The following is a 26,629-nucleotide window of genomic DNA, read 5'->3' as shown; positions in this document are numbered from 1 at the left end:
AGCCCCTCCCCGTTTCGGGGGAGGGCTACGCAAAGCTCATGCTACCCCGGCAAACGGACCGTCGCCATCGCCTGCGCCGCGATGCCCTCGCCGCGCCCGGTGAAGCCCAGCCGCTCGGTCGTCGTCGCCTTCACGCTGACCCGGTCCACCGGCATGCCCAGAATTTCGGCAACGCGCGCGGTCATCGCCTCGCGGTGCGGGCCGACCTTCGGGCGCTCGCAGATGATCGTCACGTCGACATGGGCGATCCGCCCGCCGCGAGCCGTCACCAGCTCCGCCGCGTGTTTCAGGAACAGCGCGCTGTCGGCGCCGCGCCATTGCGGGTCGCTGGGCGGGAAATGGCTGCCGATGTCCCCGGCGCACAGCGCGCCCAGGATGGCGTCGGTCAGCGCGTGCAGCCCGACGTCGGCGTCCGAATGGCCGTCCAGCCGATGCGTGTGCGGCACCCGCACGCCGCAGAGCGTGACGTGATCGCCCTCGGCAAAGCGGTGCACGTCGAAGCCCGATCCGGTGCGAATGTCGGACAGGGTGGAGTCGAGCGCGCGGGCGGCGCGGGTCAGGTCGTCGGGGGTTGTCACCTTGAAATTCTCCTCCCTGGCGGGCACCAGCGCGACCGGCAGCCCGGCGCGTTCGGCGACCGCCGCGTCGTCGGTCAGTTCCAGCCCGGCGGCGGCGCGGTGCGCGGCCAGGATATCGGGAAAGCGGAAGCCCTGCGGAGTCTGGGCGCGCCACAGGCCGCCGCGGTCCACCGTGCCGGTCACCAGCCCGCCCTCGCCGCGTTTCAGCGTGTCGGTGACCGGAACGGCGGCCAACGCCGCGGGGTGGGTGTCCAGAGCGGCGATCACCGCATCAATGGTGTCGGAATCGATCAGCGGGCGGGCCGCGTCGTGGATCAGCACGCGGTCCGGCGCCGACTCGGCCAGCGCTTCGAGCCCGTTGCGGACCGAATCCTGGCGGGACGCCCCGCCGGCCACCGGCTCGGGCAGGTCGAGCCCCGCGACCGCCGCATCGTAGAAATCGCGAAACGCGGGATTGATGACGACGCGCACCGCGCTCACCTTGGGGTGGCGCCGGAAGGCCTCGACCGTGCGGCGCAGAACGGGCTGCCCGGCCAGATCGAGATACTGCTTGGGCTGTTCGGCGCCGAAACGCTGGCCGCTGCCGGCGGCGACGATCAGCGCGATACAGGAAGACATGGGACGTATCCGTGCCGTTTGGGCTATGGTATCCGCGCTTGACGGGCCGCCCGCGTGACGCTTACGTCATGGCGGCCGGACGCAGGAGCCTAGCCGCTCACCGGCGTTCCGCCAAGAGCTTCAGAGACTTGTCCAACAGCGACTTTGGGTCCAACAGCGACTTTGGGTTTCCGCAGAGGGAAGGGCACGGGTCCGCCGCATGTCGCAGAACATCGTCTACAGCCTGACCGCGCTGATGGCTCTGCTGCCGGCGTCCATTTATCCGTACCACCGGATCGCGGGGCAGGGGGCCGACGGCCGGTCCGCCTATTTCTGGGGCGCCCTGGCGCTGGGCTTCGCCGGGCCGGCGGCCTGGGCGCTGACCCAGGTGGCGGGACGCTGGCACACCGGCCTGTCCACCGCGCTGTGGATCACCATCGCGGCCTGCATGCTGCTGTTCATGGCGATGAGCGCGCTGACCCGGTCGGCGTGGCGGCTGTCGCCGCTGCTGCTGCCTTATCTGCTGACCGTCGGCGCCTTCGCGACCCTGGCGCAGCAGGCCCCGGCGCCGGTGCTGCGCGGCGGGGCGCCGGGCATCTGGATCGACCTGCACATCGCCGTGTCGGTCATCACCTACGCGCTGCTGACCATGGCCGCGGTGGCGTCGCTCGCCGCCTTCCTCCAGGAGCGGGCTCTGAAGTCGAAACGCCCGACTCCGTTGACCCGCTTCCTGCCGCCGGTGGCGGAAAGCGAGCGGATGCAGCTCCATCTGCTCGCCGCGTCGGAGGCGGTCCTGGGGGCCGGTCTCGCCACAGGAATGGCGGTGCTCTATTACGAAACCGGCGCGCCGCTGCGCGCCGACCACAAGACGCTTTTGTCGGTCGCCAGCTTCGTCGTCATCGGCGGGTTGCTGCTGGCCCACGCCCGCACCGGTGTGCGCGGGCGGATGGCGGCGCGTCTCGTGCTGATCGCCTACCTGCTGCTGACCCTCGCCTATCCCGGCGTCAAATTCGTCACCGACGTTCTGATCGGCTAAACCCGGCGCATGTCAGCCACCGCGGCGCACGCGGGATGTGCACTTGCAACATGCCGAAACGCTGTGCTACCGTGCACAAATTCTCATCATATCGCTAATGTGCCCATCATGTGGGCAGGTGAACATGGCCATTCAAATCGGCACCATCTCGCTTGAGGGTCCGGTGATCCTCGCCCCTATGTCCGGTGTGACGGACCTACCGTTCCGACGGCTGGTGAAACAGTCCGGCTGCGGGCTGGTCGTGTCCGAGATGGTCGCCAGCCAGGCGATGATCCGCGAGAACCGCCAGACCCTGCGCATGGTCGAGTGCGAGCCGGAGCAGTTCCCGATGGCGGTCCAGCTCGCCGGCTGCGAGCCCGAGGTGATGGCCGAGGCGGCGAAGCTGAACGAGGATCGCGGGGCCGCCGTCGTCGACATCAATTTCGGCTGCCCGGTGAAGAAGGTGGTCAACGGCCACGCCGGCTCCTCCCTGATGCGCGACGAGGCGCTCGCCGCCCGCATCATGGAAGCCACGGTGAAGGCCGTCTCCATCCCGGTGACGCTGAAGATGCGCAAGGGCTGGGACGACAACAGCCTGAACGCCCCCCGCCTCGCCCGCATCGCCGAGGAGTGCGGGATCAAGCTGGTCACCGTTCACGGCCGCACTCGCGAGCAGTTCTACACCGGCACCGCCGACTGGTCGTTCATCCGCTCCGTAAAGGAGGCGGTGTCGATCCCGGTGGTGGTCAACGGCGACATCACCTCCTTCGACGCCGTGGACCGCGCGCTCGCCGAGTCCGGGGCCGACGGGGTGATGATCGGGCGTGGTGCCTACGGGCGCCCCTGGTTCCCCGCCCAGGTGATGCATTACATCCGAACCGGCGAGCGGCTGCCCGACCCGCCGCTCAACGAGCAGCTCGACACGCTGCTGGAGCATTACGACGCCATGCTGACCCATTACGGCGTCGAGGGCGGGCTGCGCGTCGCCCGCAAGCACATCTCCTGGTACTCCACGGGCCTGCGCGACTCCGCCGAATTCCGATCGGAGGTCAACCGCATGTCCGATCCCGAACACGTGCGCGGCTTCATCCGCGACTTCTACGCCCCGGCGATCGAAAGGATGGCTGCCTGATGGCCCGTGCATCTGCCGCTGCTCCGTTGCCACGCCGCCCGGCGCGGCCCCGTGCGCCCTCCAGTTCCTACCGCCCCGTCCGCCCCTGCATCGATCCGTCCGTCATGCTGAACGCTCTTCCAGACCCCGTGCTGGTCGTCGATGGCGCCGGCGACATCCGCTACGTCAATCTGGAGGCGCAGGAGTTCTTCGGCCTGTCCGCCGCCATGATGGAGGGCATGCCCCTGGCGGAGCTTCTGCCGCCCAACAGCCCGGTCAGCCAGTTGATCGAGCAGGTTCAGCAGGGCCGGCACCGCGCCTCGCAGGAGGGCGTCGTCATCGACACCCCGCGCATCGGCCCGCACCACGTCACCGTGCGGGTGACCGCGTTGGGCGAGCCGGCCGACCATGTGCTGCTGACGGTCAACGAACGCACGCTGGCCCGCAAGATCGACAATTCGCTGACCCACCGCAACGCCGCCCGCTCGGTCACCGCCATGGCGTCGATGCTGGGGCACGAGGTCAAGAACCCGCTGTCGGGCATCCGTGGCGCGGCGCAGCTGCTGGAGGAAAACTGCAGCGAGTCCGACCGGGTGCTGACCCGGCTGATCTGCGACGAGGCCGACCGCATCGTCGCCCTGGTCAACCGGATGGAGGTCTTCTCCGACCAGCGGCCGCTGGAGCGCGACGCGGTGAACATCCACACCGTTCTGGAGCATGTCCGCAAGGTGGCCCAGAGCGGCTTCGCGCGAAACATCCGCTTCATAGAGCGCTACGACCCGTCCCTGCCGCCGGTTTATGGCAATCGTGACCAGCTCATCCAGATTTTCCTCAACCTGATTAAAAATGCGGCAGAAGCTGCACCGGAATCAGGCGGCGAGATCATACTCAGCACATCTTATCAGCACGGCGTCCGCATGGCCCTTCCGGGCGGCGACACCCGCCTGCATCTGCCGTTGCTGGTGTCCGTTCAGGATAATGGGGACGGCATACCCGACGACCTGCGTTCCAACCTGTTCGATGCCTTCATTACAACGAAGGTCAATGGGACTGGCCTGGGGCTTGCATTGGTAGCCAAAATCGTCGGCGACCACGGTGGCGTCATCGAGTTTGACAGCCAGCCGCGCCGCACCGTCTTCAAGGTTTCGCTACCCATGTTCGATGAAGCGCAGATGAGCGGCGATCCGGCACCGGCCAGAGGCATCCGAGGGGCCATCGGATGAGTGCAGCCACGATCCTGGTCGCGGACGACGACCGCGCCATCCGCACCGTGCTGACCCAGGCGCTCGCCCGCCTCGGGCACGAGGTCCGGACCACCGGCAACGCCTCCACGCTCTGGCGCTGGGTGGCGGACGGGCAGGGCGACCTCATCATCACCGACGTGGTGATGCCCGACGAGAACGGGTTGGACCTGATCCCGCGGATCAAGAAGATCCGGCCGGATCTGCGCATCATCGTGATGAGCGCCCAGAACACGCTGATCACCGCGGTGAAGGCGGCGGAGCGCGGCGCCTTCGAGTATCTGCCCAAGCCCTTCGACCTGAAGGAGCTGGTCTCGGTCGTCGAGCGGGCGCTGAACTCCAACACCCCGCCGGCCCCTCTGCCGGCCGACGCCGGGGAGGCCGACGAGCAGCTTCCCCTGATCGGCCGCTCGCCGGCGATGCAGGAAATCTACCGCGTCCTTGCCCGTTTGATGGGCACCGACCTGACCGTGACGATCACCGGCGAGTCGGGCACCGGCAAGGAGTTGGTGGCGCGCGCGCTGCACGACTACGGCAAGCGGCGCAACGGCCCCTTCGTCGCCATCAATATGGCGGCCATCCCGCGCGAGCTGATCGAGTCCGAGCTGTTCGGCCACGAGAAGGGCGCCTTCACCGGCGCCACCAACCGCTCCACCGGCCGGTTCGAGCAGGCGCAGGGCGGCACCCTGTTCCTCGACGAGATCGGCGACATGCCGCTGGAAGCGCAGACCCGCCTGCTGCGCGTTTTGCAGGAGGGCGAGTACACCACCGTCGGCGGGCGTACGCCCATTAAGACGGACGTACGCATCGTCGCCGCGACCCACCGCGACTTGCGCACCCTGATCCGCCAGGGCCTGTTCCGCGAGGATCTGTTCTACCGCCTGTGCGTCGTGCCCATCCGCCTGCCGCCGCTGCGCGAGCGTACGGAGGATGTGCCGCTCCTGGTCCGCCACTTCCTGAACCAGTGCTCGGCGCAAGGGTTGCCGGTCAAGAGCATCGACCAGCCTGCCATGGACCGGTTGAAGCGCTACCGCTGGCCGGGCAACGTGCGCGAACTGGAGAATCTGGTCCGCCGCCTCGCCGCGCTCTATTCGCAGGAGGTCATCGGGCTGGATGTGGTGGAGGCGGAGCTTGCCGACACCACCCCCGCCGCCCAGCCGGTCGAGGAACCGCAGGGCGAGGGCTTGTCCGCCGCCGTGGAGCGCCACCTGAAGGATTATTTCGCCGCGCACAAGGACGGCATGCCGTCGAACGGCCTCTACGACCGGGTGCTGCGCGAGGTGGAACGGCCGCTGATCTCGCTCAGCCTCTCGGCGACGCGGGGCAACCAGATCAAGGCGGCGCAGCTGCTCGGCCTCAACCGCAACACGCTGCGCAAGAAGATCCGCGATCTCGACATCCAGGTGGTGCGCGGGCTGAAGTGATCGGGCGCCCGGCGGATCGGCCGGGCGTCGCTGCCTTCCCACAGCGTGTTGTTTTTGCGACAGGCTCTCGCTGGCTCCGCCCTTCGCAATGCTCCTTAGGGACTGTGCGAAAGGCAGAGGGGTTGCCGCTTGGCAGGACGGCAACAGCTCGTGTATCATTCTGGCAACAGACTGGTTGCCGGATTGATGTCGCCCACACCCCCTGAGACCGCCACGCCGCTTTGGCAACAGTTCCTTCGCTGGGCAACCCGGTTCGGGTTGGCGAAGCGGCTTGCCTTCGCGCTGTCGTTGGCGGCCCTGGTGGCGGGCTTCGCGACCTACACGGCGCTGACGGAAAGCGCGCCCTTCGGGGAAACCAACCCGCGCACCGTCACGTGGCTGCTCACCCTCGATCTGGCGCTCCTGCTGCTGCTCGGCGTTCTGATCGCGCGGCGCATCGTCTATTTGTGGATCGGGCGGCGGCGCGGCCTCGCCGGGTCGCAGATGCATGTGCGGCTGGTCGCGGTGTTCAGCCTGCTCGCCGTCGCACCGGCCATCATCATGGCCATCTTCTCCACCGTCTTCTTCTATGTCGGCGTGCAGTCCTGGTTCAGCGAACGGGTGCGCACCGCGGTGAACGAATCGCTGGCCGTCGCCAGCGCCTATCTGCACGAGCACCAGCAGAACATCCGCGCCGACGCGCTCGCCATGGCGAACGACCTGAACCAGGAGGCGGCGCGCCTCGCCAGCGATCCGGAGCGGTTCGAGCAAGTGGTCGCCACCCAGGCGATGCTGCGCGCCCTGTCGGAGGCCATCGTCTTCAACGGGACGACCGGCGCCATCGTCGCGCGCTCCGGCTACACCTTCGCCCTGGAGTTCGATCCGATTCCCGACGACAAGCTCGCCACCGCCCGCCGCGGCGAGGTGGCGATGATCGTCAGTGAGAACGACGACCGCGTGCGCGCGCTGGTCCGGCTCGACCGCTTCGCCGACACCTATCTCTACGTCGGGCGCATGGTGGAGCCGCGCGTGCTGTCGCACATGGCCTCGGCGGAAGGGGCGGTGCGGGAGTTCGGGGCGCTGGAAAGCCAGCGCGGCAGCCTGCAGATCACCTTCACTTTGATCTTCCTCGTCGTGGCGCTTCTCCTGCTGCTGGCCGCGGTGTGGGCGGGGCTGATCTTCGCGACGCGGCTGGCGCGGCCGATCAGCGCCCTGATCGGCGCGGCGGAACGGGTGCGCGCCGGCGACCTGACCGTCCGCGTCACCGAGCCACCGGGCGAGGACGAGCTCGGCCTGCTGTCGCGCGCCTTCAACCGCATGACGACCGAGATCGAAAGCCAGCGGCACGAACTCCTCTCGGCCAACCGTCTGATCGACGAGCGCCGCCGCTTCACGGAAACCGTTCTGGGCGGCGTGTCGGCGGGGGTGATCGGGCTGGACGCCGACGGCCGCATCACGCTGCCCAACTTCTCCGCCGCGCGCCTTCTCGGCGTCGAGGATGCGGAGAGCCTGATCGGGATGCGGCTGGCCGAATTGTCGCCGGAGATGGGGGAGCTTCTGGACCACGCGCCCGGCCGGCCCGGCCGGGTGGTGCAGGACCAGATCCAGGTCCGCCGCCCCGGCACGACGCCGCTGACGCTGCTCGTCCGCATCTCCACCGAAGGGCGGGGCAGCGGCGAGATCCGCGGCTACGTCGTGACCTTCGACGACATCACCGAGCTGGTCTCCGCCCAACGCAAGGCGGCCTGGGCCGACGTGGCCCGCCGCATCGCCCACGAGATCAAGAATCCGCTGACGCCGATCCAGCTCTCCGCCGAGCGGCTGCGCCGCAAATACCTGAAGGAGATCACCAGCGACACCGAGGTCTTCACCATGTGCACGGACACCATTGTCCGGCAGGTGGACGACATCCGGCGCATGGTGGACGAATTCTCGGCCTTCGCGCGCATGCCGCAGCCGGTGATGAAGCCCTGCAACCTCAACGACCTCGTCCGGCAGGCGGTGTTCCTGCAGTCCAGCGCGCACGCCGGGAAGATCAAGTTCGACATGGCGCTGCCCCAGGGGCCGCTGACCGTGCCCTGCGACAGCCGCCAGATCAGCCAGGCGCTGACCAACCTGCTGCAGAACGCCGCGGACGCCATCGAAGGGCGCCCGCAGCCCGCCGATGGAACGGAACTGCCGCCCGCCCACATCGCCATCCGCGTCGAGGTCGATGCCGAGCGCATCGCCGTGATCGTCGAGGACAACGGCAAGGGCCTGCCGACCGAGGAGCGCGACCGGCTGACCGAACCCTATGTGACCACGCGCGCCAAAGGCACGGGGCTGGGGTTGGCAATCGTCAAGAAGATCATGGAGGACCACGGCGGCGTGCTGACCCTGGAGGACCGCGAAGGCGGCGGGGCGCGCGTCGGTCTGGTCATCCCCAACACGTCCACCAGCTCCGGCATGGCCGCGGGCGACGCCCACGGCGGCGTTGGCACGCCGGCGGAGACCGGTGAAGAGAAGAGGCACGCAGCCCATGGCGCATGACATTCTGATCGTCGACGACGAAGCGGACATCCGGATGCTGATCGCCGGCATCCTGAACGACGAAGGCATGAAGACGCGCGAGGCCGCCGACGCCGACCAAGCGTTCGCGCAGGTGTCGGCGCGCCGGCCGAGCCTCGTGGTTCTGGACATCTGGCTGCAGGGCAGCCGGCTGGACGGGCTCCAGATTCTCGAACAGCTGATGCGCGACCACCGGAACCTGCCGATCATCATGATTTCGGGCCACGGCAACATCGAGACCGCCGTGTCGGCGATCAAGATCGGCGCCTACGACTTCATCGAGAAGCCGTTCAAGGCCGACCGGCTGCTGCTGATGGTGGACCGCGCCATCGAGGCGGCCCGGCTGAAGCGCGAGAACGAGGAGCTGAAGCTGCGCGCCGGCGGCGAGGTGGAGCTGGTCGGCCGATCCACCGCCGTCAACCACGTCCGCCAGAGCATCGAGAAGGTGTCGCCCACCGGCAGCCGCGTCCTCATCACCGGCCCCGCCGGCTCCGGCAAGGAGGTGGTGGCCCGGCTGATCCACGCGCGCTCGCGCCGCGCCGGCGGCCCCTTCGTCGGGCTGAACTGCGCCACCATGCGCCCCGACCGGTTGGAGATGGAGCTGTTCGGGACGGAGGCCGGGGTCGACGGCGGCGGGCGCAAGATCGGCACCTTCGAGCAGGCGCACGGCGGCACGCTGCTGCTCGACGAGGTGGCCGACATGCCTCTGGAAACACAGGGCAAGATCGTCCGGGCCCTGCAGGAGCAGGTTTTCGAGCGGGTCGGCGGCGGCCAGCGGGTCGAGGTGGACGTGCGCGTCGTCGCCACCTCCAACCGCGATCTCCAGGCGGAGATCGACCAGGGCCGCTTCCGCCAGGACCTGTTCTACCGGCTGGCGGTCGTGCCGATCCGCGTGCCCTCGCTGGCCGAGCGGCGCGAGGACATCCCGCTGCTGGCCCGCCATTTCATGCAGCGTTCCGCCGAAGCCGCCGGTCTGCCGATCCGTGAGTTCGGCGAGGACGCCATGGCCGCGCTCCAGGCCTACGACTGGCCGGGCAACGTGCGCCAGCTGCGCAACGTGGTCGACTGGCTGCTGATCATGGCGCAGGGCGACCCCAAGGAGCCGATCCGCGCCGACCAGCTGCCGCCCGAGATCGGCGCCATCACCCCCACCGTCCTGAAATGGGACAAGGGGGGCGAGATCATGGGCCTGCCGCTCCGCGAGGCCCGCGAGGTGTTCGAGCGCGAATATCTGCTGGCCCAGGTCACCCGCTTCGGCGGCAACATCTCCCGCACCGCCTCGTTCGTGGGGATGGAGCGCTCCGCCCTGCACCGCAAGCTGAAATCGCTTGGTGTGCACGGCAGCGAAAAGGGAAAACTGTTCGTCGAGTGACCCTGCCGCCGTATCGTCAAGAGCCGCTCGTCATCGCCGCTTCACAAGCAGGTTTCCCAAGCACGCCCGGAATGCGGGCGGCTTGAGAGCCTGCTTTTTTCATTGTCCGTGACCGGCATCGGCCGTCTTCTGGCGCGAGCATGGGCTGCTGATAATGCGTCGCTGCATTGTCACTTTGTGAGTGCAGTTGACGTTAAATCCTCCTGTTTTTCGAGTAACCCGCAAATACAATTGTATTTATATATTTCATGAAACCATAAATAACATTTTTACTGTTGATCGACGATAATTGCGTAAATATTTATTGTTTGTGGGCGCGCTCAACGACCGAAAAAACATTATTTCTTTGAGGAGGAACCGTAAAATGACGACAACAGCCGTTCTGACTGTCAATTATACCGACAACCAGCTTGTTGCCTATTTGAATGGGGCTCAGGTTTACAACCGCATTGGCGGCGGTGAAGCGATCAATGAACAGGTCGTGCTGACCGGCAACCTGCAGGCCGGCGTGAACCAGCTCCTGCTGGTCGGTGTGAACTTCAGCGGGCCCGCCCATTTCCAGGGATCGGTCAACATCGACGGCCGGTCGCAGGACTTCAATTTCGACACCCGAAGGGACGGTGCTCCGGACGGGGTCGTCACGCAGTTCTATTACACGATCGACAACAGCTGACGCCGGGACCGGCGCACCGGTCCGGGATTCGCAATGACGGTCGGGGAGGGGGGATGGGCACGGCGCCTTCGTCCCCCTTCTTCCGCCCCAGGCTTCCAGCGTTGGCCCGTATTTCCCTTCGCAAACATAGAGTTGGTGCGTCCAACCGCAAAATGGTAATGTCCTCGGCCTGAGTGCCTGGAAAATGGGCGGGGAAGGGTGCATAGGCCGTGAAGGTCATCGTTTGCGGAGCCGGGCAGGTCGGTTCGAACATCGCGCGCTATCTGGCGTCCGAAGGCAACAACGTCACCGTGATCGACCATTCGCCGGAACTCATCCAGCGGATCAGCGACACGCTCGACGTGCAGGCCATGGTCGGTCACGCCTCCCACCCCGACGTGCTGGAGGCGGCGGGGGCGGGCGAGACCGACATGATCATCGCGGTCACCCAGATCGACGAAATCAACATGGTCGCCTGCGAGGTCGCGCACGCGCTGTTCAAGGTGCCGACCAAGATCGCCCGCGTGCGCAACCAGAGCTATCTGAAGCCGATCTGGGCGGACCTGTTCAGCCGCGACCACATGCCGATCGACGTCATCATCTCGCCGGAGATCGCGGTGGCGCGGGCCATCGCCCGCCGGCTCCAGGTGCCGGGCGCCTTCGACATGATCCCTCTGGCGGACGGCAAGGTCCGCGTCGTCGGCGTGCTGTGCACGGAAACCTGCCCGGTGCTGCACACGCCGCTGCGCCAGTTGACCGGCCTGTTCCCCGACCTGGGGCTGGAGGTGGTGGCGATCATCCGCAACGACCGCTCCTTCATCCCCGGCGGCGACGACCAGATGCTGCCCGGCGACGAGGTCTATTTCGCCTGCGACAACCGCCACCTCAACCGTGCCATGGCCGCCTTCGGCCACGAGGAGGTGGAGGCCCGCCGCATCATCATCCTGGGCGGCGGCAACATCGGGCTGTGCCTGGCGGAGGAGTTGGAGGCGAAGTACCCCCACGTCACCGCCCGCATCATCGAGATGAACCGCAGCCGCGCCCAGTTCGTGGCGCAGCGCCTGTCGCGCACCATGGTGCTGCACGGCGACGGGCTGGACCCGGAAATCCTGGAAGAGGCCAACGTCCGCGCCACCGAGACGGTGGTCGCCGTGACCAACGACGACGAGGGCAACATCCTGTCCTCGCTGCTCGCCAAGCGGCACGGGGCGAAGCGCGCCATCACGCTGATCAACAAGGCGTCCTACACCTCGCTGGTGTCGCCGCTGGGGATCGACGCGGTGGTCAGCCCGCGCGCCATCACCGTGTCGAACATCCTCCAGCACGTCCGGCGGGGCCGCATCCGCGCGGTGCACAGCCTGCGCGACGGCTTCGCCGAGGTGATCGAGGCGGAGGCGCTGGAAACCTCCGCGGTGGTGAACACGCCGCTGCGCGAGGTGAGACTGCCCTCCGGGGTCATCGTCGGCGCCATCGTGCGCGGCGACGAGGTGATCATCCCGCGCCCGGCCACGGTGATCCGCCCCAAGGACCGCGTCATCATCCTGGCCACCGCCGGTCAGGTGAAAAAGGTGGAGAAGATGTTCGCCGTCCGGCTTGAATTCTTCTGATCGCCTCCCGTATCGTTTTTGGCACCAACAAAAAGAACTTCCATGGCTCGATGGGCATACGTCAACGGCCGTTACCTGCCGCACCGGCAGGCCGCGGTCCATGTCGAAGACCGCGGCTTCCAGTTCGCCGACGGCGTCTATGAGGTGGTGACCCTCCTCGACGGGCGCTTCGCGGACCTGGACGGCCATATGGAGCGTCTGGGCCGCAGCCTGTCGGAGCTGCGCATGGACTGGCCGGCGGCCCCGCGCGTCGTCACGATGATCGCCCGCGAGCTGGTGCGGCGGAACGGCGTTCGCAACGGGTCGCTCTACCTCCAGGTCACCCGCGGGGTCGCCCCGCGCGACTTCAAGTTCCCGGCGAACGTCCCCTCGACCCTGGTGATGACCGTCAAGCGGGTCACCGCCTTCGCCAAGCCGGAGCAGCTCGAGAAGGGCGTGGCCGTCGTGACCGTGCCGGACATCCGCTGGGGCCGGCGCGACATCAAGACGGTCGGCCTCCTCGCCCCGGTGCTCGCCAAGCAGCAGGCCGCCGAATCCGGCGCCTACGAGGCGTGGCTGATCGATCCGGACGGCACGGTGACGGAGGGGTCCTCCTCCAACGCCTGGATCGTCACCCGGGACGGCGTGCTGGTGACCCGCGCCCCGTCGCAGAAGATCCTGAACGGCATCACCCGCCTGTCGCTCCTGCGGCTGGCCGGGGAGCGCAGCATCCCGGTGGAGGAGCGCAGCTTCACGGTGGAGGAGGCGCTCGCCGCCCGCGAGGCCTTCGTGTCCTCCGCCGGCACCTTCGCGCTGCCGGTGACCCGCATCGACGGCAAGCCGGTGGGCGAGGGCAGGCCAGGGCCGGTCACCCGGACGCTGCGTCAGGCCTATCTCGATTACGTGGCCGCCGGGGTGCCGTCGTGAGCGACGCCGCCGCCGTCATCGACCGCCTGCCCGTGTTGCCGCGCGCCGTCCTCTACGACTGGGACAACACGCTGGTCGACAACTGGGGCACCGTGCGCGCCGCGCTGAACCACGCCCTGATCACCTTCGGCCATCCGGCCTGGACCGAGGAGGAGGCGCGCGAGCGCATCAAGCAGTCGCTGCGCGACAGCTTCCCCCGCATCTTCGGGGAACGCTGGACCGACGCGCGCGATCTCTTCTACGCCTACTTCGAATCCCATCACCTGGAGCATCTCCGCGCTCTGCCGGGCGCGGAATCGCTGCTGCGCGGCTTCGCCGAACGCGGAATCTACCAGGCGGTGGTGTCGAACAAGACCGGCCGCTTCCTGCGGGCGGAGGCCGACGCGCTGGGCTGGACCGGCTATTTCGGCCGTCTGGTCGGCGCCCATGACGCCGAATTCGACAAGCCGCATCGGGCGCCGGTCCTCATGGCGCTGGAACCGGCGAACATTCCGCCGGGCCCGGACGTCTGGTTCGTGGGGGACGCCGACATCGACATGGAATGTGCCCATGGCGCGGGAATGGTCCCGGTGCTAATAGGGGCGGGCGAGGGCAGCGGCTTCACCCGCTTCCCTCCGGCCCATCGGTACGACACCTGCCATGCATTGTGCGGCTTGGTGGGCAGCGGTGGTGACACCATATCGGATGACCAGTAGTCGAGACGGTTGCGACCAACCATGACCTTATCGCTGCAGGGGGCGGGCTTCTAACAAGGGGCCCCAAAAAACACTGAAGAAGGGGGCGACATAAAATGTCTGAAAAAAGCCAAAATGTGCAGGACGTGTTCCTCAACCACGTCCGCAAGAACAAGACTCCCGTGACCGTGTTCCTCGTGAACGGTGTTAAACTTCAGGGAATCATCACCTGGTTCGACAACTTCTCGGTTCTGCTGCGGCGCGACGCGCATTCGCAGCTCGTCTACAAGCACGCCATCTCCACCGTGATGCCCGCGCATCCGATCCAACTCTTCGAGCCGCCCAAGGAAGGTGAAAACGTCTGATCTTTCGACCAATGGCAACGGCCGGACGCCTGATGCCTCCGGCCGCGCCATCGTGGTCCACCCCGTCCTCCGCAATGAGGCGGACGGGGTCCTGCGCCATCCCGAATCCTGCCTGGACGAGGCGGTGGGCCTTGCCCGCGCCATCGATCTGGAGGTCGTGCACGCCGAATGCGCGCGGGTGAACCGCCCGCAGCCTTCGATCCTTCTCGGGTCGGGGACGGTGGAGCATTTTGCCCAGATCGTGGAGGAGACGGAGGCGTCCCTCGTCATCCTCGACCACGCGCTGTCGCCGGTGCAGCAGCGCAATCTGGAAAAGGCCCTGAAGGTCAAGGTCATCGACCGCACCGGTCTGATCCTGGAGATCTTCGGCGCCCGCGCCCGCACGCGTGAAGGCATGCTCCAGGTCGAGCTGGCAGCCCTGACCTACCAGAAGTCGCGCCTCGTCCGCTCCTGGACCCACCTGGAACGCCAGCGCGGCGGCTTCGGCTTCCTCGGCGGCCCCGGCGAATCCCAGCTCGAGATGGACCGCCGCCTGATCGGCGACCGCATCGTCAAGATCAAGAAGGAGCTGGAGGAGGTCCGCCGCACCCGTGGCCTGCACCGCAAGGCCCGCGCCAAGGTGCCATACCCGGTGGTGGCGCTGGTCGGCTACACCAACGCCGGCAAGTCGACGCTGTTCAATCGGCTGGCCAACGCCGACGTCTTCGCCAAGGACCTGCTGTTCGCCACGCTGGACCCGACGATGCGTCAGGTGACGCTGCCGTCCGGGCGCAAGGTGATCCTGTCGGACACGGTGGGCTTCATCTCCGACCTGCCGCACGGCCTCGTCGCCGCCTTCCGCGCCACGCTGGAGGAGGTGGACGCCGCCGACATCATCCTGCACGTCCGCGACGTGTCCCACCAGGACAGCGAGGCCCAGAAGGCCGACGTGCACGAGGTCATGAGCGACATGGGCATCGACCCGGACGCCGACGACCGGGTGATCGAGGTGCTGAACAAGATCGACGCGCTGGACGAGGAGTCGCGTGAGGCGATCCTGGCCCAGACAGCCCGCAACCCGCGCGCGGTGGCGGTGTCCGCCCTGTCCGGGGCGGGGATCGCCGATCTCGACCGGCTGCTTGACCAGCGGATGAACGCCCACCGCCATGTGGTGGACCTGTCGGTCGAGTTGGGGGATGGGGCGGCGCTCGCGTGGCTCTATGCAAAAGGTGAGGTGCTGGAGCGGCGGGACGACGAGCTCCAGGCCCACATCCAGGTGGCCATCGACCCGGCGGATCTGGCCCGTTTCGAGAAACGGTTCGTGCACGGCTGATCTTTCGCCATAAAGGAGTCGGGCGCGTCATAATTCGTTCGTGCACATGCGACGACATGACGCGCCCGATTTCAGCCCCGTCCTACGACGTCCGAGGTGTAGCCTTTTCCCAACGCGCCCCCGATATTCGACACGGGGAGCCGATGGGTTATCCCCGGGAGGAGGCCCGCCTATGCGTTTGCAGACCGATCCTACACACTTCTCGATCACCGCCTTTCTGGCCGATCAGGTGACCCTGGTCGCCCGGCAGGAGCAGTTGTCGCCCGGTGCCGCGGTGCTGCGCATCCAGGAACTGTCGCGTGACACCGCCGGACGCGCCCGTCTGCTGGAAATCATCAGCGACGCCTGGCGCAAGGAAACCAACCCGACGGAAAGCGGCAAGATTGCCGCCCTGCGGTCCGAACTGGCCGCCTGGGCGCTGCACGCCACCCCGAGCGAAAGCCTGCCGCGCTCCTGACGGAGACGGCTGTGCCGGGACAAGGATTTGTCCGTGGCTATGCAGCGGGCAGGGCGCCATAATGGACGCTCGGCCCGCTTTCTTTTTCCGGATTCCCTTGCGCGTACCGATCGCTCTCCTGTCCCTGGCGTTTCTGGCCTTCGCGGGCACCGCCTCCGCCGCCGAGCGGGTGCTGCCGCCGGGATTCGTGGAGGAGCCACCGGTCGCCCCGGAAGACCCCCTGCCGCCGGAGCCTGCGGAGTTTCCTCCAGCGCCGCCCGGCCCGCTGGTGGTGGCGCCGGACCCGAAGGAACTGCTGAAAGCCTGCAAGGAAGCGACCTTCACCGATTGCTTCCGCCTGTGGCGTCCGCCCCCGCCGCCGCCCAAGGAGGAAACACGGGAGGCGCGCGACGTGCCGCAGTCCCCGCCCGATCCGAACGCGCCGCGCAAGCCGCCGGACCCCGGCCCGCCGACCGGCACGCCGCCCGCCCCGAACCCCGCGGCCGATCAAGCCACCTATGACGCGCTGGTCAAAGCGTTGAAAGACAGCGGCTTGGACGGCAAAGTCATGCTGCCGGAACCGCCGAAGGATGGCGGAACGGTTCTGAGACTCGACCCCCGATCCAACAAAGCGGCACCGAAACCGTGACAGATTTTCCGATTCCCGACGTCGACCGCGTCTCCGCGATCATCCGCGAGGTCGCGGAAAGCGAAATCCTTCCCTATTTCCGCGATCTGGCGAACGCCGGCATCCGTGAGAAGACCGGTCCGGCCGATCTCGTGACGCTGGCCGACGAGGCGGGGGAGCGCGCCCTGACGCCGCGCCTGCTGGACCTGCTTCCCGGAAGCACGGTGGTGGGGGAGGAGGCCGTCTCCGAGGACAAGTCCCTGCTCGACCGCATCCACGGCGATGCGCCGGTCTGGATCATCGACCCGATCGACGGCACCCTGAACTTCGCGAACGGGCGCCCGCTGTTCGCGGTGATCATCGCCCTGGCCTGCCGTGGCGAGACGGTGGCCGGCTGGATCTACGACCCGTGCGACGGGCGCATCGCCACGGCGGTGAAAGGGCAGGGCGCCCACCTGAACGGCAAGCGCGTCACGGTCGCCCCGGCGGTCTCCCTGGCCGAGATGACCGGAGCCCTGTCGACGCGCTTCTGCGCGGAGGATCTGGGACGCCAGCTCGACGAGCGCGGCCGCTCCCTCGGCCCGCGCGTCTGCCTGTCCAGCGCCGCGCAGGAGTATCTGCGCCTGCTCGACGGCCGGGCGCATTTCTCGATGTACCACCGGCTGATGCCATGGGATCACGCGGCTGGCGTTCTGCTCCACGCGGAGGCCGGCGGCTACAGCGCGCTGTTCGACGGCTCGCCCTATCGTCCGACCGCCCTCAACGGTGGGGTGATGCTGACCCCCGACCGTGCGAGTTGGGAGGCGATGCACCGGCATCTGTTCGGCTAAGGGGAACGCGCACCGGACTACCGCACACGTCCTCCGGCGGGGACCGGATTCGGCGGGAACTCCCTGGGTAAGGCGGCCTTATAGTGACAGGATGCCGGAAACGGCCGCCGTGAGCCTTGCGGAGCGCCCGATCATGAAGGCCAGTGCCCTAAAGCGCGTGCTGTTGGTGGCGTCACTGCTGGCGCCCACGGCCTGCGCGGAGCGCATCGCCGAATGTCAGCCTTCAGGCGGAGCGGCGGTCCTGGCCGCCGACGCGGCACAGTGTTCCACCGAGCCCGAGACCGCGGACGCCGCCTTGGATCACGAGGTGGTTCGCGCGATCGACGCCGAACCGGTGCTCAGCGTGGCACCGCCGCAGCGTCGGAAGCCGCGGCCCGCCACGCACGCGCATTCCATGGAGTGAAAAGGCCCGCGATCCCTCGGAACCCGCCATCGCCACCATGTGTTGGACCAACGCAACAACGGCGGGTGATCCATGCAGACGGCCAACATCCACGATCCCTCAAGCATCGAGAGCGTCTACCCACGAAGCGCCTTCGACAACGACGCGCGGCAGAACGCGCGGGACAAGGAGGCGGTGGAGCATGGCGTGATGATCCTGTCGATGCCGGACGCTGATGGGAACTTCTCGCTGAAGCCCTCCCAACGTCACGTCGGCGAGCCGGAGACGACGACCCACTCGATTTTTCTGTCGCCGACCCTGGAGAACTCCGAGTATGGAGCGCTTAGTCCGAGCGCCAGCGGCTATGACGGGCCGATCGAGCCGGCGGAATCCGCAAAGACTTCCGGCGATCCGTACCGGACCTTCCTGGAATCGCTGATCCAGGCCGCCCGCGGCGCGGATTTTCCACCTCAGCCACCCGCTGAAAGCTTGAAGGGGTTCCGCGGAGGCTGAAGCAGCACGAACCGGAGGGCTGCCAAAGGCGCCCTCCTCGCTTCTTCACAAACTTATTTTCCATAATCTCGCTTATATGATTTTAATGCTCCGGCGGGGCGCACGCTCTTTTCTCGCTGGTACGGGTCCGCTAAGGTCGCTGACCCATTCCATCCCGCTGCCGAAGAAGACCTTCCCATGTCCCGCAACATCGACCGCCTGATCGACGTCATGGCCCGCCTGCGCGACCCCAACGGCGGATGCCCGTGGGATCTGGAGCAGACCTACGCCACCATCGCGCCGCACACGATCGAGGAAGCCTACGAGGTGGCCGACGCCATCGAAAAAGGCGACATGCCGGCGCTGCGCGAGGAGTTGGGCGACCTGCTCTTCCAAGTAGTCTATTACAGCCAGATGGCCCGCGAAGAGAATCTGTTCGACTTCGACGAGGTCGCCGGCGTCATCGCCGACAAGATGATCCGCCGCCACCCGCACGTTTTCGGCGCCGAGGAGGTCAAGGGCGCCGACATGCAGACCTCGCGGTGGGAGGACCACAAGGCCGCGGAGCGCGCCGCCAAGGCCGCCGAGGAAGGCCGCGCCCCGTCCGCCCTGGAGGGCGTCATCGCCGGTCTCCCTGCCCTCACCCGCGCCCTGAAGCTGCAGAACCGCGCCGCCCGCGTCGGCTTCGACTGGACCGACGCGCGGGACATCCTCGACAAGATCGAGGAGGAGGTCCGCGAACTGCGGCATGAGATGGACAGCGGCTCCGCCCCGGACCGGGTGGCCGACGAGCTGGGCGATCTGCTCTTCGCTCTGGTCAACCTCGCCCGCCGCCTGAAGGTCGAGCCGGAATCGGCGCTGCGCGGCACCAACGCCAAGTTCGAACGCCGTTTCCACCGCATTGAGGCGCTTCTGTCCGAGCAGGGCCGCACCCCCAAGGAGGCGACGCTGGACGAGATGGAGGCCTTCTGGCAGCAGGCCAAGCGCGAGGAACGCGGCGAGTCCTGACCCGCCCTCACCGCCCCGCGCTGGTCTCCAGCAAGGCCAGCAGGCCGGCCAGCAGATCGGCCGGGCGTGGCGGACAGCCGGGGATGCGCAGGTCCACCGGCAGCACCTCCTCCACCGGACCGACGCAGGCGTAGCCGCCGGCGAACAGGCCGCCGCTGACGGCGCAGTCGCCACAGGCCACCAGCCATTTCGGGCCGGGCGTGGCGTCCCAGGTGCGGATCAGTGCCTCGCGCATGTTGCGGGCGACCGGACCGGTGACCAGCAGGACATCGGCGTGGCGCGGCGAGGCCACGAAGCGGATGCCGAAGCGCTCCAGATCGTAGATCGGGTTGTTCAGCGCGTGGATTTCCAGCTCGCAGCCGTTGCAGGACCCCGCGTCGACCTCGCGGATCGACAGGCTGCGGCCCAGCCGAACCTTGGCGGCCTTGTCCAACTGTCCGGCCAGCTCCGCCAAAGCCGCATCGGCGGGGGCAGGCGCGGCCTCGGTGACAGGGCCGCCGGTCAGGGAGGTCAGGATGTGCTTCAGCATCGGCGGCCTCCTTACAGGTCGTGTCCCGCGTAGGAACAGTTGAACGACTTGTTGCACAGCGGAAAGTCGGCGACGATGTTTCCCCCGATGGCCGCCTCCAGCAACGGCCACTGGAACCAGGAAGGGTCGCGCGGGTGGCAGCGGGCGACCATGCCCTCCCCGTCCAGCCGCACCCAGGTCAGAATCTCGCCGCGGAAGGATTCGACCAAGGCCATGCCCTCCCCGCCCCGGCCGGCCTCCAGCGGGACCGACGGGTGGTCGAGGCCGCGCGAAATCGCCGGCAGGCGGGTGACGATCTGCTCGATCAGCGACAGGGACTGCTCCACCTCGCGGATGCGCACCCAGACGCGGGCGTTCACGTCGCCCTCGGTCAGCACCGGCACCTCGAAATTCAGCTCGTCGTAGGGCGCGTAGCCAGGGCTGCGGCGGGCGTCCTGGTCGCGGCCGGACGCGCGTCCGACGTGACCGCCGGCGCCGAAGCGGGTGACCAGCTCCGCGGACACGAATCCCGTCGTGACCGTGCGGTCCTGCAAGGACGCCTTGCCGTCATAGACCGCGACCAGCGGTGGGAAGCGTTTGCGCAGCTCCGCCACCAGCTCCAGCAGCAGGCCCGCGCCGCGCTCCGGCAAATCGGTGGCGACGCCGCCGGGGATCACCCGGTCCATCATCAGCCGGTGCCCGAAGCAGGCGTCCGCGGTGCGCAGCACGCGCTCCCGCAACTGGCTGGTCTGGGCCAGCATGAAGGCGAAGGCGGCGTCGTTGCAGATGGCCCCGATGTCGCCGAGATGGTTGGCGATCCGCTCCAGTTCGGCCATCAGGGCGCGCAGCCACACCGCCCGCGCCGGCACCTCGACACCGAGCGCCGCCTCGACCGCGCGGGCAAAGGCGAGGCTGTGCGCCACCGTCGCATCACCGGAGATGCGGGCGGCCAGCCTCGCCGTCTCCGCCACCGGCCTGCCCTGCATCAGCCCCTCCACCCCGCGGTGGACGTAGCCGAGCCGCTCCTCCAGCCGGACGACGGTCTCGCCGTTGGCGGTGAAGCGGAAATGGCCGGGCTCGATGATGCCGGCGTGGACGGGGCCGACCGGGATCTGGTGCAACCCTTCGCCTTCCACCGGCAGGAAGGTGTAGGGGCCGGGGCTGGGAACCGGGGCCGCCGGCTGCTCCGACAGGGGACGGCGCACGCCCCAGGCGTCGTGGTCCAGCCAGGGGCGCGGGTCGGTGGTGCGCTCCGCCACCAAGCCGTAGAGGTCGTGGGCGGCGCGCTCCAGCCGGTTGGCGGCGGGGCGCACGGCGCTCAGGCTCGGGAAACGGCCTTGCGGGCAGTCGAGGCTGACCACCGCGACGTCGCCGGAGAAATCCTCGCGGAAGGCGGCGTGGACCGCCTTCGGTTCCCCCCACAGGCCGAGCAGGCTCCAGCCGTTGCCCGCCAGCCCCTCGATCAGGCGCAGCCAGCCGTCGCGGCCCAGCCGGTAGCGCGGCCAGGGCCGGTGCCCCTCCACCGGCGTGCCAATGCGGTTCAACAGGCCGAACAGCGGTTCTTCCCCGTACATGCCGCCTCCCCTACCCCAGCAGCGCCGCGACGGCCTGGAACCACGCGACCAGCGGCCCCGGCAGCCAGACCCCCGCCACCAGAACCAGCGCCAGATGCGCGTAGAGCGGAACCAGCGTCCCCTGCAGCGGCACCTCGGCCACCGGAACGCCGCTGCCCTCCACCATGCCCGGCGCGCCGAAGCACAGTTGCTGGACCCGCAGCACCAGCGCCCCGAAGGCGACCAGGATGCCAACGACCAGCGGCAGGGCCAGCAGCGGCTGCCGCGCGAAGGTGCTGGTGACCAGCAGGAATTCGCTCATGAACACGCCGAAGGGCGGCAACCCGGCGATGGCCACGACCCCGGCCAGCAGGCCCCAACCGAGCGCCGGATGGCTGACCGTCAGGCCGGAAATCCGCTCGATCCGCTGCGTCCCCGTCACCTGCACGGCGTGGCCGACCGCGTAGAAGATGGCCGACTTGGTCAGGCTGTGCATCGCCATGTGCAGCAGCCCGGCGAAGTTGGCGAGCGGCCCGCCCATGCCGAAGGCGAAGGTGATGATGCCCATATGCTCGATGGAGCTGTAGGCGAAGAAGCGCTTCACGTCGCGCCGCCGGTAGAGCATCAGCCCGGCCAGCAGCAGCGAGGCCAGCCCCATGGCGATCATCAGCGGCCCCGGCGCGATGGCCTGCCCGTTCGCCGCCAGCAGCATCTTGAAGCGCAGCACGGCGTAGAGCGCCACGTTCAGCAGCAGGCCCGACAGCACGGCGGAGATCGGCGTCGGCCCCTCCGCGTGGGCGTCCGGCAGCCAGGCGTGCAGCGGCGCCAGACCGACCTTGGTGCCGTAGCCGATCAGCAGGAATACGAAGGCGAGGTTGAGGATCGCCGGGCTGATCTTGGCGACGTGGCCCATCAGTTCCGTCCAGGTCATCGCCGCCATGCCCGGTCCCATCACCGGCTGGGCAGCCATGTACATCAGGATGGTGCCGAACAAGGCGAGCGCGATGCCGACGCCGCACAGGATGAAGTATTTCCACGCCGCCTCGATGCTGGCGGCGGTGCGGTACAGGCTGACCATCAGCACGGTGGTCAGGGTCGCCCCCTCCACCGCCACCCACATGACGCCCAGGTTGTTGGCCGACAGGGCCAGCAGCATGGTGAACATGAAGGCCTGGTACATGGCGTGGTAGAAGCGCAGCTTGCGCTCGTCCAGCTTGCCCACTGCGATCTCGTGGGCGATGTAGCCGGCGGAAAAGACGCTGGTGGTCAGCCCGACGAAGGCGGTGAGCGCGATCAGGTAGATGTTGAAGGCGTCCACCACGAACAGCGCGCCGCTCGACGGCTCCAGCCCGAACAGGACCAGGGACGCCAGCAGCGTGACGGCGGAGAAGCCGATGTTCAGCCGCGCGCCCAGCCGGTGGCCGGGAACCAGGGCGAGGACGGCGGCGCCGATCAGCGGGGTGGCGACGATGACGGCGACGACGCTCAATCGCTTTCCCCCCGGAAGCTCTCGATCTTCTGCATGTCGAGCGTGTCGAACCGCTCGCGGATGTGGAACAGGAAGATGCCGAAGATGATGAAGGCCACCATGACGGAGAAGGCCACCGACATCTCGACAACCAGCGGCATGCCGGCCGCGCCGACCGCCGCCAGGATCAGCCCGTTCTCGATCGACATGAAGCCGACCACCTGGCTGACCGCGTTGCGCCGGGAGATCATCATCAGCAGGCCGAGCAGGACGACCGACAGCGACAGCGCCAGGTTCTCGCGGGTCAGGGCGGTGGCGTCGGCCGTCACCGGCAGAACCAGCAGGATCGACAGGGTGACCAGCGACACGCCCGCCACCATGGTCAGCCCGATGCCCAGCGCCGGCTCGATCGTGCGGTGGATCTTCATCTTCACGATGATGCGGTGCAACGCCACCGGGATCAGGATGGCCTTGAGGACCAGGGTCAGGAGTGCTGTGATGTAGAGGTGCGGCTCCCCGTGGGAATAGGCCTGCCACGCCGCCGTCGCGGTCAGGGCGAGCGCCTGCAGGGTGAAGACGTTGAGCAGGGAGAACAGCCGCCGCTGGTAGAGCAGAGCGAAGCTCATCAGCAGGACGACGGCCCCCAGCATGTGCGCGGCGTCATAGCCCAGGTCGCTCACCTCATACCCCCCGCGACACGTAGAGGAAGATCGCGCCGAGCAGGCTCAGCAGCAGGGCGCCGCCCAGGAACTCGCCGACCCGGAAGACGCGCATCTTGGCGATGGAGGTCTCGAACAGCGCCAGCAGGGTCCCGCCGACGGCCAGCTTCGCCACGAAGACGACCACGCCGCCCAGCGCCGCCGCCACGCCGGACCCGGCGGTGGCCATGCCCCAGGGCGCGAAGACACAGGCGATCAGCGCCATGTAGAGCAGCATCTTGAGCATGCTCGCCGCTTCGACCAGGGCGAGATGGCGGCCGGAATACTCCAGCACCATGGCCTCGTGCACCATGGTCAACTCCAGATGCGTGGCCGGGTTGTCGATGGGGATGCGCGCGTTCTCGGCGATCGCCACCATGACCAGGGCGATCAGCGCAAGCGCCAGGGAGATGCGCAGCCCGACCGCGCCGGACATCATGAAATCGGCGATCTCGGCCAGAGAGGTGCTGCGGACGAGGATCGCCACCGAGAAGACGATCATCAGCATCGCCGGCTCGGCGAGCGCTGCGATCATCATCTCGCGCGACGAGCCGATGCCGCCGAAGCTCGTCCCGGTGTCCATTCCGGCGAGCGCCAGGAAGAAGCGCGCCGAGCCGAGCAGGGCGATCAGCGCGATCAGGTCCGCCGTCGGGGCGAGGGCCAGTTGCGTGGTGAAAACCGGCACCAGCCCGGCGGCCAGCCAAATCGCCGTGAACATCATGTAGGGCACGGCGCGGAACAGCCAGGAGGCGTTGCGCGCCAGCACCACCTCCTTGCGCAGCAGCCGCAGCAGGTCGCGGTAGGGCTGGAGCACGGACGGCCCCCGCCGCCCAACCAGCCGCGCCTTGACCAGCCGCACCCAGCCGGTCAGCAGCGGCGCCAGGGCCAGCACCAGCAGCATCTGCAGAATCTGGTACAGGGTGGCGAGCAGCGGCGTCATCGTTGCGTCACCGCCACCATCACCAGCAGCACGACCAGCGCCAGGAATATCAGGGTCAGGTAGCGGCGGATGGTCAGGAACTGCAACCGGTTGGCCTTCTCGGCCAGCCACCCCACCGCGCGGGCCAGCGGCTCCACCACCACGACCCAGGCCGGGTCGGTCCAGGTCACCGACAGGCGGGCGGGCCGCGTGTCCCCCGGCGCCGGCATGTCCACATGGTCGCGGGCGCGGAACACCGTGCTGCCGAAGGCGCGGCGGATCGGTTGGCCGAAGCTGGAGGCCGTGTATTGGGTGACCGCCGCCGGGTCCGGCCCGTCGAATCCGCAGCCCCAGGGGATCGACCAGCGCACCCGGTCGCTCGCCTTGCGGTGGATGCCCAGGACCAGCACGACCGACAGCAGCGCGATCACCACCAGCATGATCAGGCCGTTGTAGGAGTTGCCGATGGCCGAGGTCGGGGCCAGCCAGAACCACGGCTGGTAGGCGCGCCCGTCGAACGGCCCGGCCTCCACCAGCAGGCGCAGCGCCGGCTCGAACAGGCGGATCAGCGGAGTCGGCAGGACGCCGAGAACGACGCAGAGCACTGCCGGGACCGCCATGCCGAGCCGCATCGCCCGCCCGACTTCGACCGCCTCAGCGGCGGCGCGCGACCGCGGGCGGCCCAGGAAGGCGATGCCGTAGAGCCGGACGAAGCAGGCGCCGGCGAGCGCGGTGGCGAGCGCCAAGGCGGCGCCGACCACGGCGATCTCGATCTTCAGCGACCATTCCGACAAGGCCGGGGCGTTCAGGATGGCCTGGAACAGAAGCCATTCCCCGACGAAGCCGTTCAGCGGCGGCAGGGCCGAGATCGCCGCGGCGCCAATCAGGGCGAGGACGGCGGTGGTCGGCATCCGGTGGATCAGCCCGCCCAGCCGGTTCAGGTCGCGCGACCCCGTGGCGGTCAGCATGGCGCCCGCCGCGAAGAACAGCAGGCTCTTGAACAGGGAATGGTTGACGACGTGCAGCAGCGCCGCCGCCAGGGCGAGCGCGGCGATCACCGGCGTGTGGGCGGCCTTGAAGACCAGCGCCAGCCCGAGCGCGATGACGATGGCACCGATGTTCTCCACCGTCGAATAGGCGAGCAGCCGCTTCACGTCGTCCTGCATCAGCGCGTAGAGCACGCCCATCACGGCGGTCAGCGCGCCGAATCCCATGGTCACCCCGCCCCACCACCACTCCGGCTCGCCCAGCAGGTCGAACAGCACGCGGATCATCGCGTAGACGGCGACCTTGGTCATCACCCCGGACATCAGGGCCGAGACGTGGCTGGGCGCGGCCGGATGGGCCAGCGGCAGCCAGACATGCAGCGGCACCAGCCCGGCCTTTGACCCAGCCCCCAGCAGAATCAGCGCCACGACCAACGCCGCGGCCCCGGCCGCCGGGGCGTGGGCGCGGATGGCGGCGAAGCTGTAGTCGCCGTGCGCCGTCGCCAACACTCCGAAGGCCAGCAGCAGGCAGGCCGTCCCGAAGCTCGCCATGAGGAGGTAGAGGTGCGCCGCCTTGGGCGTTTCCGGGTCCCGGTGGGTGGAGAGCACGAGCAGCCAGGAGGCCAGCGACATGAACTCCCAGGACAGCAGGAAGGTGAAGGCGTCGGCGGCGATCAGCACCATGTTCATGCCCGCCAGGAACAGCGGGTAGAGCGGCAGGACCGGGCCGTCCTGAGAAGCACCATGGGATTCGTGATGCGCCCGCTCGTACCCCCAGCCGAACAGGCTGGCGGTGATGCCGCCCAGGTTGACGACGATCAGGAAGACGGCGGACAGCGCGTCGGCGCGCAGATGGGCCTGGATCCAAGGCAGTCCGACCGGCAGGACCAAGTCCGCGTCCGCCCCGCCCCCGGCCAGCCGCAGCGCTGCCCACAGCGCGATCAGCGCACAGGCCGCCGCCGTTCCGCCATAGACCACCGTGGGTGCTTGCGGCAGCCGCTTCGCCGCGGCGCCGACGACGGCCACTGCGAACAGAAAGGCGATTGCCGAAACGACCAGTCCCAAGGCAGCGAATCCATTTGGATTAGACCCACAATCAGTAAGGATGTTTCTCCCAATGAACGCAAGGGGAAAAACTCTGTCGTGTTCATCTCGTGGATGCGCGTGCTTTGGGCGCCACGCGCACAGAAAAAAGGCGGCTCACCAAATCGGGAGCCGCCGGAGTCTGTTCGGGAGGAAACGCAACCAAGTTGCAGGGGAAGATATGCGCCCGTTAAGGTTAACGACGCATGAATCGCGCGGAGTTTTTCTTTGACTATACTTTTTCGCAAGAATCGGGTT

25 protein-coding genes are annotated in these 26,629 nt (G+C 68.1%); 18 read left to right on the top strand and 7 right to left on the bottom strand.

What is annotated here, in order from left to right; all coding sequences use genetic code 11:
* Positions 1-41: 41 nt before the first annotated feature.
* The gene (locus FBZ83_RS00725) at positions 42-1,196 is read right to left on the bottom strand and encodes a bifunctional 2-C-methyl-D-erythritol 4-phosphate cytidylyltransferase/2-C-methyl-D-erythritol 2,4-cyclodiphosphate synthase (protein WP_145680640.1); all 1,155 of its coding nucleotides are present in this window, start codon (positions 1,194-1,196) and stop codon (positions 42-44) included.
* 199 nt (positions 1,197-1,395) lie between these two features.
* On the opposite strand from FBZ83_RS00725, the gene FBZ83_RS00720 reads away from it, so the two are divergent.
* The 18 genes from FBZ83_RS00720 to mazG all read left to right on the top strand — a co-directional run bounded on the left by FBZ83_RS00720 (position 1,396) and on the right by mazG (position 19,156).
* Positions 1,396-2,211 (top strand): cytochrome C assembly family protein, encoded by an 816-nt coding sequence (locus FBZ83_RS00720; protein ID WP_145672028.1) that lies wholly within the window; start codon positions 1,396-1,398, stop codon positions 2,209-2,211.
* A gap of 124 nt (positions 2,212-2,335) precedes the next feature.
* Positions 2,336-3,322, top strand: a complete 987-nt coding sequence (dusB, locus tag FBZ83_RS00715; protein WP_145680639.1) for a tRNA dihydrouridine synthase DusB — start codon at positions 2,336-2,338, stop codon at positions 3,320-3,322.
* On the top strand, positions 3,322-4,524 hold the full coding sequence (locus FBZ83_RS00710) for a two-component system sensor histidine kinase NtrB (RefSeq protein WP_145680638.1): 1,203 nt from the start codon (positions 3,322-3,324) through the stop codon (positions 4,522-4,524). The genes dusB and FBZ83_RS00710 overlap by 1 nt, the downstream gene beginning before the upstream one ends.
* Positions 4,521-5,966: a nitrogen regulation protein NR(I) gene (gene ntrC, locus FBZ83_RS00705; protein WP_145672022.1), complete on the top strand. Its 1,446-nt coding sequence runs from the start codon at positions 4,521-4,523 to the stop codon at positions 5,964-5,966. Before FBZ83_RS00710 ends, ntrC begins: the two co-directional genes overlap by 4 nt.
* A 186-nt stretch (positions 5,967-6,152) precedes the next feature.
* Positions 6,153-8,474, top strand: coding sequence for a sensor histidine kinase NtrY-like (locus FBZ83_RS00700; protein ID WP_145672020.1), 2,322 nt, complete (start codon positions 6,153-6,155; stop codon positions 8,472-8,474).
* Complete coding sequence (locus FBZ83_RS00695; RefSeq protein WP_145672018.1) at positions 8,464-9,864, top strand: sigma-54-dependent transcriptional regulator; 1,401 nt, start codon at positions 8,464-8,466, stop codon at positions 9,862-9,864. The genes FBZ83_RS00700 and FBZ83_RS00695 overlap by 11 nt, the downstream gene beginning before the upstream one ends.
* 364 nt (positions 9,865-10,228) lie before the next feature.
* Positions 10,229-10,537: a hypothetical protein gene (locus tag FBZ83_RS00690; protein WP_145680637.1), complete on the top strand. Its 309-nt coding sequence runs from the start codon at positions 10,229-10,231 to the stop codon at positions 10,535-10,537.
* Positions 10,538-10,746: 209 nt separating this feature from the next.
* Complete coding sequence (gene trkA / locus FBZ83_RS00685) at positions 10,747-12,123, top strand: Trk system potassium transporter TrkA (RefSeq protein WP_145680636.1); 1,377 nt, start codon at positions 10,747-10,749, stop codon at positions 12,121-12,123.
* A 42-nt stretch (positions 12,124-12,165) separates the two neighbouring features.
* Positions 12,166-13,029 carry a D-amino-acid transaminase gene (locus FBZ83_RS00680; RefSeq protein WP_145680635.1) on the top strand — a complete coding sequence of 288 codons (864 nt, stop codon included), beginning with the start codon at positions 12,166-12,168 and terminating at the stop codon, positions 13,027-13,029.
* On the top strand, positions 13,026-13,724 hold the full coding sequence (locus tag FBZ83_RS00675) for an HAD family hydrolase (protein WP_145680634.1): 699 nt from the start codon (positions 13,026-13,028) through the stop codon (positions 13,722-13,724). Before FBZ83_RS00680 ends, FBZ83_RS00675 begins: the two co-directional genes overlap by 4 nt.
* 95 nt (positions 13,725-13,819) lie before the next feature.
* On the top strand, positions 13,820-14,068 hold the full coding sequence (gene hfq, locus FBZ83_RS00670) for an RNA chaperone Hfq (protein WP_035675971.1): 249 nt from the start codon (positions 13,820-13,822) through the stop codon (positions 14,066-14,068).
* A 52-nt stretch (positions 14,069-14,120) separates the two neighbouring features.
* Positions 14,121-15,380 carry a GTPase HflX gene (gene hflX / locus FBZ83_RS00665; RefSeq protein WP_145680633.1) on the top strand — a complete coding sequence of 420 codons (1,260 nt, stop codon included), beginning with the start codon at positions 14,121-14,123 and terminating at the stop codon, positions 15,378-15,380.
* Between the two features lie 172 nt (positions 15,381-15,552).
* Positions 15,553-15,837 carry a hypothetical protein gene (locus tag FBZ83_RS00660; protein ID WP_145680632.1) on the top strand — a complete coding sequence of 95 codons (285 nt, stop codon included), beginning with the start codon at positions 15,553-15,555 and terminating at the stop codon, positions 15,835-15,837.
* Between the two features lie 97 nt (positions 15,838-15,934).
* On the top strand, positions 15,935-16,465 hold the full coding sequence (locus tag FBZ83_RS00655) for a hypothetical protein (RefSeq protein ID WP_247888078.1): 531 nt from the start codon (positions 15,935-15,937) through the stop codon (positions 16,463-16,465).
* A complete protein-coding gene (locus FBZ83_RS00650) occupies positions 16,462-17,274 on the top strand; it encodes an inositol monophosphatase family protein (protein WP_145680630.1) in 813 nt (270 codons plus the stop codon). Before FBZ83_RS00655 ends, FBZ83_RS00650 begins: the two co-directional genes overlap by 4 nt.
* 133 nt (positions 17,275-17,407) lie before the next feature.
* Positions 17,408-17,677, top strand: a complete 270-nt coding sequence (locus FBZ83_RS00645) for a hypothetical protein (RefSeq protein WP_247888077.1) — start codon at positions 17,408-17,410, stop codon at positions 17,675-17,677.
* 72 nt (positions 17,678-17,749) lie between these two features.
* The gene (locus FBZ83_RS00640) at positions 17,750-18,169 is read left to right on the top strand and encodes a hypothetical protein (protein ID WP_145680628.1); all 420 of its coding nucleotides are present in this window, start codon (positions 17,750-17,752) and stop codon (positions 18,167-18,169) included.
* A gap of 177 nt (positions 18,170-18,346) precedes the next feature.
* The gene (gene mazG / locus FBZ83_RS00635) at positions 18,347-19,156 is read left to right on the top strand and encodes a nucleoside triphosphate pyrophosphohydrolase (RefSeq protein ID WP_145680627.1); all 810 of its coding nucleotides are present in this window, start codon (positions 18,347-18,349) and stop codon (positions 19,154-19,156) included.
* 7 nt (positions 19,157-19,163) lie between these two features.
* Here mazG and FBZ83_RS00630 read toward each other — a convergent pair whose 3' ends face one another.
* The 6 genes from FBZ83_RS00630 to hyfB are packed head-to-tail and all read right to left on the bottom strand — an operon-like array spanning position 19,164 to position 26,353.
* Complete coding sequence (locus FBZ83_RS00630) at positions 19,164-19,685, bottom strand: NADH-quinone oxidoreductase subunit B family protein (RefSeq protein ID WP_145680626.1); 522 nt, start codon at positions 19,683-19,685, stop codon at positions 19,164-19,166.
* 11 nt (positions 19,686-19,696) lie between these two features.
* Entirely contained in the window at positions 19,697-21,238 is a 1,542-nt protein-coding gene (locus FBZ83_RS00625; protein ID WP_145680625.1) for a nickel-dependent hydrogenase large subunit, read from the bottom strand.
* Between the two features lie 10 nt (positions 21,239-21,248).
* The gene (locus tag FBZ83_RS00620) at positions 21,249-22,706 is read right to left on the bottom strand and encodes a hydrogenase 4 subunit F (protein ID WP_145680624.1); all 1,458 of its coding nucleotides are present in this window, start codon (positions 22,704-22,706) and stop codon (positions 21,249-21,251) included.
* Positions 22,703-23,365 (bottom strand): hydrogenase-4 component E, encoded by a 663-nt coding sequence (locus tag FBZ83_RS00615; RefSeq protein ID WP_145680623.1) that lies wholly within the window; start codon positions 23,363-23,365, stop codon positions 22,703-22,705. The genes FBZ83_RS00620 and FBZ83_RS00615 overlap by 4 nt, the downstream gene beginning before the upstream one ends.
* A gap of 1 nt (position 23,366) precedes the next feature.
* Complete coding sequence (locus FBZ83_RS00610; RefSeq protein WP_186465942.1) at positions 23,367-24,323, bottom strand: respiratory chain complex I subunit 1 family protein; 957 nt, start codon at positions 24,321-24,323, stop codon at positions 23,367-23,369.
* The gene (hyfB, locus tag FBZ83_RS00605) at positions 24,320-26,353 is read right to left on the bottom strand and encodes a hydrogenase 4 subunit B (RefSeq protein ID WP_145680622.1); all 2,034 of its coding nucleotides are present in this window, start codon (positions 26,351-26,353) and stop codon (positions 24,320-24,322) included. The genes FBZ83_RS00610 and hyfB overlap by 4 nt, the downstream gene beginning before the upstream one ends.
* Positions 26,354-26,629 lie beyond the last annotated feature (276 nt).

Origin of the sequence: Azospirillum brasilense (genome assembly GCF_007827815.1) — a bacterium.
Lineage (GTDB): Bacteria > Pseudomonadota > Alphaproteobacteria > Azospirillales > Azospirillaceae > Azospirillum > Azospirillum brasilense_C.
The sequence above is the reverse complement of the archived record's forward strand: the minus strand, read 5'-3'. Positions and strand labels throughout refer to the sequence as shown.